The organism is Curtobacterium flaccumfaciens UCD-AKU, assembly GCF_000349565.1.
GTDB classification, from domain to species: Bacteria; Actinomycetota; Actinomycetes; order Actinomycetales; family Microbacteriaceae; genus Curtobacterium; species Curtobacterium poinsettiae.
Map to the genome: position 1 here is coordinate 1 of NZ_KB714611.1, position 11,549 is coordinate 11,549.

Consider the following 11,549-nt stretch of genomic DNA (forward strand, 5'->3'; position numbering starts at 1 on the left):
CGGATCACCCTTGACCGGATCGTCACCCTGATCGACAACGTCCCACCCCGACGGTCGTCCCATCATTCCTCCCCAGGTCCGGTCTCTCGCGCCGTTGTCCACAAGCGCGCGAGTGTGACCATATCAGGGGGCAGCGACGGGGACGAGTGCCACCGACCGGGGTCGAGTGGTCAGAGGGCCGCGCGGACCGTCTCGAGATCCGGGAACCCACGGAGCCGGTAGCGCGTCGGCCGGACCTCGAGTTCCTCGATCAATCCGGACGCCAGCTCCCGCAGCCGACCGAACGGCACGGGCTGCGTCTGCCCGTCGAGGGTCACGAGCACGATCGTGTCGACTTCGGCGACGACGGTCTCGACGTCCTCGGTCCACGACGAGTACGAGAAGGCCGGGTCGTCCTCAGCGAGTCGGGCGACCGAGACCGCACCGACGTGGACGTCCTCGCCCCGACGGTCGAACGACTCCTGCAGGGCGTCCTGCTGCAGGTTGGCGGCGGTCGCGGTCCAGAGCGCGCGGATCGTCCGGAGCTCGCCGTCGAGCGACGGGTGCTCGAACCGGACCCACCCGTCACCGCGCAGCACCATGGGCGGTCCGCTCAGGACCTCGCCCTCGTCGTCGGCCAGGATCTGCTGGGCGACACCGGCCGCGACCTGGAGCCCGTCCTCGTCCTGGTCGCCGGTGACGATGAACGTCGTCGGCGCGACCGGGAAGACCACTGCGCTGCCGTGGAACTCGATGCCCTGGAACGCCTGCGGTGCGAGTACGAGCACCACGGCGAGGTCGGGGTCCTGGATGACGATCGTGCCCGGCTGGATCACCGCCACGTCGCCTCCGGCCTGCTCCTGCGCGGCGGCGACGGCTGCACGCAGGACGTCGTCGTCCGCCCAGCCCATCTCGGCGAGCGCCGGCGCGGTGAGGATCGCACCGTCCTCGTCCGCCAGGATCACGCCGAGGTCGGGCGCCACCGGCACGACGTGCGGCAGCCGGTCGGCCGTGCCGTCCGCCTGCGCGTGCAGCGTGCGGATGCCCGCGGTGTCCAGTCCGACGATCCGTGCCGTTGTCGCAGTCATGCGTCGAGCCTACGCAAGGGCTCGCACAACGGGGCGCCGCCGGAAGACCGGCGACGCCCCGAAGCGGCGGACGATCGTCCGGCCTAGAACCACTTCTCCGCACGGTGGTCCGCCTGGATGCGGCGGATCGTGTTCGAGCGAGAGCGGAGCACGAGCGAGTCGGTGTGGATGACGCCGCGCGAACGACGCACGCCGTCGACCAGGACGCCGTCGGTGACGCCGGTGGCGACGAAGAACGTGTTGTCCCCCGTGACCAGGTCGTCCTGGTCGAGGACCTTGTCCAGGTCGTGGCCGGCGGCGATGGCGCGCTCGCGCTCCTCGTCGTCCTTCGGCTGGAGCTTGCCGAGGATCACGCCGCCGAGCGCCTTGATCGCGCACGCCGTGATGATGCCCTCGGGGGTGCCGCCGACACCGACGCACATGTCGATGGTCGAGCCGGGCAGGGCGGCGGCGATGCCGCCGGCGACGTCACCGTCGAGCAGCAGTCGCGTGCCGGCACCGGTCGCGCGGATGGCGCGGATCAGCTCGTCGTGGCGCGGGCGGTCGAGCACGGCGACGACCATGTCCTCGAGGTCCTTGCCCTTGGCCTTCGCCAGCGCGCGGATGTTGTCGCCGATCGGCTTCTCGAGGTCCAGGACACCGCGCCCCTCGGGGCCGGCGGCGATCTTGTCCATGTAGAAGACGGCGGACGGGTCGTACATCGAGCCACGGTCCGAGACGGCCATGACGGAGATGGCGTTCTGGCGGCCGGCGGCGGTGAGCGAGGTGCCGTCGATCGGGTCGACAGCGATGTCGCAGGCCGGGCCGTGACCGTTGCCGACGTGCTCGCCGTTGTAGAGCATCGGGGCGTTGTCCTTCTCGCCCTCGCCGATGACGACGACGCCGTCGAAGTTCACCGTGCCGAGGAACTTTCGCATCGCGTCGACCGCGGCGCCGTCGGCGAGGTTCTTCTCGCCACGCCCCACCCACGGCTGCGCACGGATCGCGGCGGCCTCCGTCGCACGCACGAGCTCGAGCGCGAGGTTGCGGTCGGGCTGGAGGAACAGGGAGCCGGTCTCAGTCGTGGGAGTCACGAGCCGAGCCTACCGACCGGCGGCCGACCCACGGTCCGGACACCGGGTCCGTGCACGCATGTGCACGCCGGACGTGAGCCGACCGCGTAACCCGGACCGCGCCTCCAGTCCGGCTGACTACGATCGGCGGGGACATCACCGAAGTCGAAGGAGATCCACGTGCCCATCGCAACGCCGGAACAGTACGCCGAGATGATCGAACGCGCGAAGGCGGGCAAGTTCGCGTACCCCGCGGTCAACGTCTCCTCCTCGCAGACCATCAACGCGGTCCTCCAGGGCCTGCAGGAAGCCGGTTCCGACGGCATCCTCCAGGTCACGACGGGCGGTGCCGACTACTTCGCCGGCCACACCATCAAGAACCGCGCAGCGGGTGCCCTCGCGATGGCGAAGTTCGCCCACGAGGTCGCGAAGAACTACGACATCACGGTCGCGCTCCACACCGACCACTGCCCGAAGGACGCCCTCGACGGCTTCGTCCTGCCGCTCATCGCGGCGAGCGAGGAAGAGGTCCGGCAGGGACGCAACCCGATCTTCCAGTCGCACATGTGGGACGGTTCGGCCGTGCCGCTCGACGAGAACATCGAGATCGCGAAGACGATGATCGAGAAGACGCGGAACATCAACGCGATCCTCGAGGTCGAGATCGGGGTGGTCGGCGGCGAAGAGGACGGCGTCCAGCACGAGGGCACGAACGACGCGCTCTACACCACCCCGAACGACGTCGAGAAGGTCGTCGACGCGCTCGGCCTGGGCGACAAGGGCCGCTGGATCGCGGCGCTCACCTTCGGCAACGTGCACGGTGTCTACAAGCCGGGCAACGTCAAGCTCCGTCCCGAGCTCCTCGGCGAGATCCAGGCGTCCGTCGCGGCGAAGCACGGCACCGGCGAGAACCCCCTCGATCTCGTCTTCCACGGCGGCTCCGGCTCGACCGACGACGAGATCCACGAGGCCGTCCGCAACGGTGTCATCAAGATGAACATCGACACGGACACGCAGTACGCGTTCACCCGCTCGATCGCGGACTCGATGTTCCGCAACTACGAGGGTGTCCTGAAGATCGACGGCGAGGTCGGCAACAAGAAGCAGTACGACCCCCGCGCCTGGGGCAAGGTCGCCGAGACCGCCATGGCGGCTCGCGTCGTCGAGGCCGCGAAGGTCCTCGGCTCGGCCGGTCACGCCAAGGGCTGAGCAGGTCCGTCCCGTCCGACCCGTCGCGAGACGCCGTCGTGTCCGCGAAACACCGCGGATTCCGGCGGCGTCTCGCGTTTCCGGGGGCGTCTTGCGATGACGCCGGCGTCTCGACGGACGGCCTGGAGGCACGGCTCGCCTCCGCCACGCTCGTCACGTGCCACGATGGTCGGGTGACCGTCGACGCCATCGCCTCCGAGTTCGCCCAGTTCGTCACCGAGTCGCCGACCGCGTTCCACGCGGCTGCGGCGACCCGTGACCGTCTCGTCGCTGCCGGGTTCACCGAGCTGTCCGAGCTCGACGCCTGGCCGACCGAACCCGGTGCGTACGTGGTGGTCCGCGACGGCGCCGTCATCGCGTGGCGTCTGCCCGACGGTGCCGACCCGACGACGCCGTTCCGGATCCTCGGCGCCCACACCGACTCCCCCGGCTTCCGCATCAAGCCGAACCCCGGCGTCCGCACCGGGGGCTGGGAGCAGCTGGGCGTGGAGGTCTACGGCGGCGCACTCCTGTCCACCTGGTTCGACCGCGACCTCCGGATCGCCGGCCGGGTCGTCGACGCCGACGGCAGCGTGCGGCTCGTCAGCACCGATGCCGTCGCCCGGATCCCCAACCTGGCGATCCACCTGGACCGTGGGGTGAACGACGGCAAGGAGATCGACCGCCAGCGCCACACCCTGCCGATCGTCGGGGTCGACGGCGACGCCGGTGGGACCTCTGTCGTGGAGTGGCTGCTCGCCCGGCTCGGCGAGGGTGCCGTGTCGTGGGACCTGTTCCTCGCGGACACCCAGGCGCCGGCCCGGATCGGCATCGAGCGGGAGTTCCTGGCGTCCGGCCGGATGGACAACCTGACGAGCGTGCACGCCGGACTCCGGGGCATCGTCGACGCTCCCACCGACGGTGACCACATCCCGGTGTTCGCGGCGTTCGACCACGAGGAGATCGGGTCGTCGACGCCGTCCGGTGCCGGGGGTCCGTTCCTCGAGGACGTTCTCGGCCGTGTGCAGGAGGGCCTCGGCGCCACCCGCTCCGAAGCTGCCCGGGCGTTCCGTGCATCGTGGCTGCTGTCGAGCGACGCCGGGCACCTGGTGCACCCGAACCAGCCGGAGAAGCACGACCCGACGAACCGTCCGCGTCCCGGAGCCGGTCCGCTGCTGAAGATCAGCGCGAACCAGCGCTACATGACCGAGGCGAAGGGCGAAGCCGTCTGGGCCGCCGCGTGCGAGACCGCCGGTGTGCCGTGGCAGCCGTTCGTCAACGTGAACACGATCCCCGGCGGCTCGACGATCGGCCCGATCGCGGCGACCCGGCTCGGGATCCCGACGATCGACATCGGCGTCGGACTGCTGTCGATGCACTCGATCCGGGAGCTCGTGCACGTCGACGACCTGGCCGCCCTGCACGGCGCGGTCGCGGCCTTCCTGGCCGGCTGACCTCCGGGCGGCGTCGGCGGGCCGCGGTGGTCAAGACTCCCTGTGCGCGCAGGGCCGAGCGGTCACGAAGTGTCGGCCGCGCCGATGCCGGACGACACTTCCTGACCACTCGGCGGCGGGAACGCGGCGTGTTGCGACCGCTCGACCGCAGGTGCTGGGTGTGTCGGCGAGGCTGACGACGATCGCCGGAAGGGCACCGGCACCGCGACTGGCCGACGGACCAGCCGCCGAGTGGTCACGACTCCCCACGCGCGCAAGGCCGAGTGGTCACGAAGTGTCGGGCGCGACGGCGCCGGACGACACTTTGCGACCACTCGACGGCGGGAACGCGGCACGTTGCGACCACTCGGTGGCCGAGGGCGGGCGCGGCGAGCAGCCCGGCGGTCAGGCGGTCAGGCGGTCAGGCGGTCAGGCGGTCAGGCGGTCAGGCGCCGGACTGTCGCAGCATGAAGTCGACGAAGGCCTGGTCCTGCAGGACCACGACGACGAACGCGATCGTGCTGATGGCCGTGGCGACGACCGCGCCGACCAGCGGCACCCAGAACGTCCGCTTCCGTGCCCGGAGCCGGCGGATGGACCACCAGGCGACCAGGGCGAAGACGACCACGTTGGTGATCGCGGCGATGACGGCGGCCGTGCTCAGGGCACTCGGGTCGTTCAGCGCCGTGTACTGGGTCTCGAGGGTGCGCCGCACGGTGGAGGCGACGTCACCGACCGACAGGGACTGCACCACGGAGACGAGTCCGAATGCCAGGAGCCCGACGGTGAGCACGAAATCGGCCGGCGTGCGACCGAACCGGTTCCGTGGCATCGTCCGCTGCGCCCCGGCAGGGGCCGCACCGGAGCGAGCGTCCGGACGAGCGTGGTCGGTGCGGACGCTGTCGCGCGGAGCAGCGTCGCGCCCGCCGACGGCCTTGGCCTGGTCCTGTCGCTCGCGGTCCTGCCGCTCCTGCCGCTCCTGCTCGACGAGGACCGGGTTCACCCAGCCTTCGGGCGCGTACTCGCCGTAGCCCGGGGCGGGACGGCCCTGGGGCCGACCGTTCGCGGGACCGGCAGGCGTCGGGGACGCTCCCCGGGCCTCCTGGCCGGAACCGACGCCGGCGTCGCCGTGGTTCGCCGGGTGGCGGCGTGGCACCGAGGACCAGCCGTCCGCGCCGCTCATGCCCGACGCCCGCCGAGCGCGCGCGTCGGGTTGCCCGATGCGTCGGTGCGGAGCTCCTTGGGGAGCGAGAACATCAGGTCTTCGTGTGCGGTGACGACTTCTTCGACGGCGGCGTAGCCGGCGTCGGCGAGCTGTTCGAGCACCTCGGCCACGAGTTCTTCCGGCACGGACGCACCGCTCGTCACGCCGATCGTCTCGACGCCGTCGAGCCACTCCTGCTGGATCTCTTCGGCGTAGTCGACGCGGTGCGCGGCGCGGGCACCGTGCTCGAGCGCGACCTCGACCAGGCGGACGCTGTTCGACGAGTTCGCCGAGCCGACCACGATCACCAGGTCGGCACCGGGCGCGACCTTCTTGATCGCGACCTGGCGGTTCTGCGTGGCGTAGCAGATGTCGTCCGACGGGGGGTCCTGGATGGCCGGGAACTTCTCGCGCAGCAGCCGCACGGTCTCCATCGTCTCGTCGACGCTGAGCGTGGTCTGCGACAGCCAGACGAGGTTGTCCGGGTCCGGCACCGAGAGCGCCGCGACGTCGGCAGGGCCGCTCACCAGGATCGTGCGGTCCGGGGCGTGTCCCATGGTGCCCTCGACCTCTTCGTGGCCGGCGTGCCCGATCAGGATGATGGTGCGCTCGGCCCTCGCGAACCGGGTGGCTTCGCGGTGGACCTTGGTGACCAGGGGGCAGGTGGCGTCGATGGCGTGCAGGTCGCGGTCTGCGGCACCCGCGACGACGGCCGGCGACACACCGTGCGCGCTGAAGACCACGTGCGAGCCGCGGGGGACCTCGGCGACGTCGTCGACGAAGACGGCGCCGCGCTGCTCGAGCGTCGAGACCACGTGCACGTTGTGGACGATCTGCTTGCGGACGTAGACGGGCTCGCCGTACTGCTCCAACGCCTTCTCGACGGCGACGACCGCGCGGTCGACCCCGGCGCAGTAGCCACGGGGCGCGGCGAGCAGCACCTTCTTGGGGCCGGCGACCGGCTCGTCACGCAGTCGGCCCCGTGCCGCGTGCACACGCGGTGGGGCGAGCGGGACCGTGTGGCCGTTGGTGATCGTCACGTCCCCGATGATAGGTGAGCGGCACGCACGCGACCTGGGCGCGCGGGGTGCCTGTGGACAACATGACGTCCGTCCCCTGTCACCGGTCTCGGGCACGATGGACGTCCCAGCAGGACGAGGAGCGACATGGCGATCGAACAGGGCCCGCCGACGGCCGACAACCCGTGGCCGGTGGCGCTCCTCGGCGCGAAGCTCCGCGACTGGATCGACCGGCTCGGCACCGCCTGGGTCGAGGGCGAGATCACGCAGTGGAACGTCGCCGGCGGCAACGTGTACGGCAAGCTCAAGGACGTCGAGGTCGACGCCACCGTGTCGTTCTCCATCTGGTCGAGTGTGCGCTCCCGGGTGCCGGCCGACATCAAGCAGGGCGACCGGGTGGTCGCGGCGCTCAAGCCGAACTACTGGGTCAAGGGCGGCTCGCTGACCATGCAGGTCGTCGAGATGAAGCACGTCGGGCTCGGTGACCTGCTCGAACGCCTCGAGCGCCTCCGTCGCACCCTCGCCGAGGAAGGCCTGTTCGACCCGTCCCGCAAGCAGCGTCTGCCGTTCCTGCCGCACCGCATCGGCCTGATCACCGGCAAGGACTCCGACGCCGAGAAGGACGTCAAGCGGAACGCGCAGCTGCGGTGGCCCCAGGTGGAGTTCCGCACCGTGCACACCGCGGTGCAGGGCGAACGGACCGTCGCCGAGGTCACCGCGGCGATCCTCGAGCTCGACGCCGACCCCGAGGTCGACGTCATCATCATCGCCCGCGGCGGCGGCGACTTCCAGAACCTGCTCGGCTTCAGCGACGAAGGACTCGTCCGTGCGGCGGCGGCGGCGTCGACCCCGATCGTCTCGGCGATCGGGCACGAGGCCGACCGCCCGATCCTCGACGAGGTCGCCGACCTGCGCGCCTCCACCCCCACGGACGCCGCCAAGCGGGTCGTGCCCGACGTCGCCGAGGAGCTCGCCAACGTGCGGGCCGCCCGCGCCCGGCTCGGGCTGCGGCTCTCGCACACGCTGTCGGTCGAGGCCGACCGGCTCGCCGCGCTGCGGTCGCGGCCGGCCCTGGTGTCGACCGCGTGGCTCGTCGACACCCGTGCGGAAGAGGTCGCGCGCGACCTGTCCCGCGCCCGCGAGCTGCTCGACCGCCGGCTCGAGCGCGGACACTCCGAGGTCGGGCACCTGACCGCTCGCCTCCGGGCGCTCTCGCCCCGCGACACCCTGCGCCGCGGGTACGCCATCGTGCAGCGGGCCGACGGGGCTGTCGTCCGGGGCACCGACGACCTGTCCGGAGCGACGCCGGTGCACGTCACGCTCGGCGCCGGCACGGCCACGGGCACGCTCGAACCGGACGGCCCCGGCCCGGACGGCTCCTGAGCACGACGGGTGTTCTCCACAGCCTGGGTCCGGGCGGCGGATCGTCGGTGGACGCTCGGTAGGATCGTCCCGTGCCATCCCAGCAGGAACCCGAGCAGACCGACGTCCAGTCGCTGAGCTACGAAGCGGCCCGCGACGAACTCGTGCGCGTCGTGAGCGAGCTCGAACAGGGCTCCGCGACCCTCGAACGTTCACTGGCGCTGTGGGAGCGGGGCGAAGCCCTCGCCGCCCGGTGCGAAGAGTGGCTCGTCGGTGCCCGCGCGCGACTCGACGCGGCCCGTGCCGCCAGCGATGCCCAGGACGGCTCCGGCCGATGACCGACCCGAACGGCCGTCCGATCGTCGCCGAGCTCGGTCGCCCCGAGACGGCAGAGGAGACCTGGGCGCGGAAGGACGCAGCCCGGACCGCCCGCCGGCAGCACCAGACCGCGTTCAACCTGGTCATCGCGCTCATCGCCTCGCTCGGCATCGTGCTGTTCCTGGTCGCCGTCGTCGTCCGGCCCGACACCACCGTGGACCGCACCGTCGACTACCAGCAGATCGCGGCCAAGGCCCAGGTCGACGACGTCACCCTGGTGGCGCCCCCGCTGCCCGACGGCTACAGCGCCAACCGAGCGGACTTCGCGAACAAGACCACCGACGGTGTGGACGTCTGGACCGTCGGCTTCGTGACCCCGGACAAGCAGTACCTCGGTCTGCAGCAGGGCATCGACGCCAACGCCTCGTGGGTGTCGAACCAGCTCGACCAGCGTCCGTCCACCGGTGACCGCACCATCGGCGAGACGGAGTGGACCGTGTACGACCGCCGCGCCGAGGGCACCGACGCCGGCAACCACGCGTACTCGCTCGTCTCGACGTTCGGCAAGGACACGATCGTGCTCTCCGGTACGGCCGACGACAAGGCCTTCCGGACCGTGGCCACCGCTGTCTCCCGACAACTGACCGAGTAGCCGACGACCGGCACGACCGCCGCTCGTCACCACCGCACCCGCCCCGCTGCGTCCCATCCGAACCGAGGAGTCCCATGCCCGACCGCGCCGCCTCCACCCCGTCCGACGCCCTGCGCCTGCTCGTCGACGGCAACGCCCGCTTCGCCGCCGACAAGCGTCGGATGGGCCGCGTGGACCCGGACCGCCGCACCGAACTCGAAGGATCGCAGTCGCCGTTCGCGACCGTCCTCGGCTGCTCGGACTCGCGGGTGCCGTTCGAGCACGTCTTCGACGCCGGCATCGGTGACCTGTTCGCCATCCGCAACGCGGGCCAGATCGTCGACGACGTCGTCCTCGGCTCGATCGAGTTCGCGGTCGTCGCGCTGGGCACTCCCCTGGTCGTCGTGCTCCGGCACACCCGGTGCGGTGCCGTCGCGGCCGCGCGCTCCGGTGAGCCCGTCCCCGCCCCGCACCTGCAGGCCCTCGTCGACGCGATCGCCCCGAGCGTCGAGAAGGTCCGGCGCACCGACGCCGAGCTGCCGCAGGAAGCCGTCGGCGCCGCACACCTCGAAGCGACCCTCCGCCAGGTAATCGAGCGCTCCGGCGCGGTCTCCGACGCCGTGGCCGAGGGTAGATTGGCCGTCGTCGGGGCGACCTACGACCTCGCCACCGGAGAGGTCACCATCGACACCGTCGTCGGCCAGGTCTGACCGACGCCGACCCCGACCCCGACACCGACCCCGACGACGACCGCCCCGGCGACCCCGGGGCGCAGGCACGGGCCGGCGCGACCGCGACCGGCGAGCACCCCAGGAAGGACCACGACGACGTGACCGACACCACCCCGACCGAGTTCCGCATCGAGCACGACACCATGGGCGAGGTACGGGTGCCGAAGTCGGCGCTCTACCGTGCCCAGACCCAGCGCGCCGTCGAGAACTTCCCCATCTCGGGCACCGGGCTCGAGTCGGCGCAGATCGTGGCGCTCGCGCGGATCAAGCGCGCCGCGGCCATCGTGAACGGTGAGCTCGGCATCGTCGAGCCCGCCGTCGCCGACGCCATCGCGGGTGCGGCCGACCTGATCATCGGTGGGCAGCACCACGACCAGTTCCCGGTCGACGTCTACCAGACCGGCAGCGGCACGTCGTCGAACATGAACATGAACGAGGTGCTCGCGACACTGGCGTCCGACATCGCGGGTTCCGCCGTGCACCCGAACGACCACGTCAACGCCTCGCAGTCGTCGAACGACGTCTTCCCCACCTCCGTGCACGTCGCCGTGACGGAAGCGCTCATCCGCACGCTCGTGCCCGCGCTCGAGCACCTCGCCGAGTCGCTCGAGGCGAAGGCCACCCTGTGGGCCGACGCCGTCAAGTCCGGCCGGACGCACCTGATGGACGCCACGCCCGTCACCCTCGGGCAGGAGTTCGGCGGCTACGCCCGCCAGATCCGCCTGGGCATCGAGCGGGTGCAGGCGACGCTCCCCCGCGTCGCCGAGGTCCCGCTCGGCGGCACCGCGGTCGGCACCGGCATCAACACCCCCAAGGGCTTCCCGCAGCGGGTCATCGCCCAGCTCGCGAGCGACACCGACCTGCCGATCACCGAGGCCGTCGACCACTTCGAGGCACAGGGCGCACGAGATGCCCTGGTCGAGGCGTCCGGTGCGCTCAAGGTGCTCGCCGTCAGCCTGACGAAGATCAACAACGACCTGCGCTGGATGGGTTCCGGTCCGAACACCGGGCTGGGCGAGCTGCACATCCCCGACCTGCAGCCCGGTTCCTCGATCATGCCCGGCAAGGTGAACCCGGTGATCCCCGAGGCCACCCTGATGGTCGGCGCCCGGGTCATCGGCAACGACGCCACCATCGCCTGGGCGGGCGCATCGGGTGCGTTCGAGCTGAACGTCGCCATCCCGGTGATGGGCACGGCGCTGCTCGAGTCGATCCGCCTGCTGGCGAACAGCTCGCGCGTGCTCGCGGACAAGACCATCGACGGGCTGCAGGCGAACCTCGAGCGTGCCCGCGCCTTCGCGGAGTCCTCGCCGTCGATCGTCACCCCGCTCAACCGGGTCATCGGCTACGAGGCGGCGGCGAAGGTCGCGAAGTACGCCGTCGCCGAGGGCATCACCGTGCGCGAGGCCGTCGTGGCCCTCGGCCACGTGGAGCGCGGCGAGGTCACCGAGGCGCAGCTCGACGAGGCGCTCGACGTCCTCAGCATGACCCACCCGAACTGACGCGACGCTCCTGACGCATCCCCAGGACGGACGGGAGGCCCG

The 11,549-nt window shown here is 71.4% G+C and carries 11 protein-coding genes; 7 read left to right on the plus strand and 4 right to left on the minus strand.

Annotated elements, in window-relative coordinates; all coding sequences use genetic code 11:
- Nucleotides 1-170: 170 nt before the first annotated feature.
- Nucleotides 171-1,067 carry a hypothetical protein gene (locus H489_RS26330; protein WP_017886721.1) on the minus strand — a complete coding sequence of 299 codons (897 nt, stop codon included), beginning with the start codon at nt 1,065-1,067 and terminating at the stop codon, nt 171-173.
- An 83-nt stretch (nt 1,068-1,150) separates the two neighbouring features.
- Nucleotides 1,151-2,140 (minus strand): class II fructose-bisphosphatase, encoded by a 990-nt coding sequence (gene glpX, locus H489_RS26335; RefSeq protein ID WP_017886722.1) that lies wholly within the window; start codon nt 2,138-2,140, stop codon nt 1,151-1,153.
- 159 nt (nt 2,141-2,299) lie between these two features.
- Here glpX and fbaA point away from each other — a divergent pair, with 159 nt between their 5' ends.
- Both fbaA and H489_RS26345 read left to right on the plus strand, forming a co-directional pair.
- Complete coding sequence (gene fbaA / locus H489_RS26340) at nt 2,300-3,328, plus strand: class II fructose-bisphosphate aldolase (protein WP_017886723.1); 1,029 nt, start codon at nt 2,300-2,302, stop codon at nt 3,326-3,328.
- A 173-nt stretch (nt 3,329-3,501) separates the two neighbouring features.
- A complete protein-coding gene (locus tag H489_RS26345) occupies nt 3,502-4,761 on the plus strand; it encodes a M18 family aminopeptidase (RefSeq protein WP_017886724.1) in 1,260 nt (419 codons plus the stop codon).
- Between the two features lie 424 nt (nt 4,762-5,185).
- On the opposite strand, the gene H489_RS26350 is transcribed toward H489_RS26345, so the two are convergent.
- On the minus strand, nt 5,186-5,923 hold the full coding sequence (locus H489_RS26350) for a DUF6264 family protein (RefSeq protein WP_017886725.1): 738 nt from the start codon (nt 5,921-5,923) through the stop codon (nt 5,186-5,188).
- On the minus strand, nt 5,920-6,984 hold the full coding sequence (locus H489_RS26355; RefSeq protein WP_017886726.1) for a 4-hydroxy-3-methylbut-2-enyl diphosphate reductase: 1,065 nt from the start codon (nt 6,982-6,984) through the stop codon (nt 5,920-5,922). The genes H489_RS26350 and H489_RS26355 overlap by 4 nt, the downstream gene beginning before the upstream one ends.
- 126 nt (nt 6,985-7,110) lie before the next feature.
- Between H489_RS26355 and xseA the strand changes: the two genes are divergently transcribed.
- From xseA to H489_RS26380, 5 genes are all read left to right on the plus strand, one after another.
- Complete coding sequence (xseA, locus tag H489_RS26360; RefSeq protein ID WP_017886727.1) at nt 7,111-8,346, plus strand: exodeoxyribonuclease VII large subunit; 1,236 nt, start codon at nt 7,111-7,113, stop codon at nt 8,344-8,346.
- Between the two features lie 71 nt (nt 8,347-8,417).
- A complete protein-coding gene (locus tag H489_RS26365) occupies nt 8,418-8,663 on the plus strand; it encodes an exodeoxyribonuclease VII small subunit (protein ID WP_017886728.1) in 246 nt (81 codons plus the stop codon).
- Nucleotides 8,660-9,295, plus strand: a complete 636-nt coding sequence (locus H489_RS26370) for a DUF4245 domain-containing protein (RefSeq protein WP_017886729.1) — start codon at nt 8,660-8,662, stop codon at nt 9,293-9,295. The genes H489_RS26365 and H489_RS26370 overlap by 4 nt, the downstream gene beginning before the upstream one ends.
- A 74-nt stretch (nt 9,296-9,369) precedes the next feature.
- Nucleotides 9,370-9,984: a carbonic anhydrase gene (locus tag H489_RS26375; RefSeq protein WP_017886730.1), complete on the plus strand. Its 615-nt coding sequence runs from the start codon at nt 9,370-9,372 to the stop codon at nt 9,982-9,984.
- A 119-nt stretch (nt 9,985-10,103) separates the two neighbouring features.
- Nucleotides 10,104-11,507 carry a class II fumarate hydratase gene (locus H489_RS26380; protein WP_017886731.1) on the plus strand — a complete coding sequence of 468 codons (1,404 nt, stop codon included), beginning with the start codon at nt 10,104-10,106 and terminating at the stop codon, nt 11,505-11,507.
- Nucleotides 11,508-11,549 lie beyond the last annotated feature (42 nt).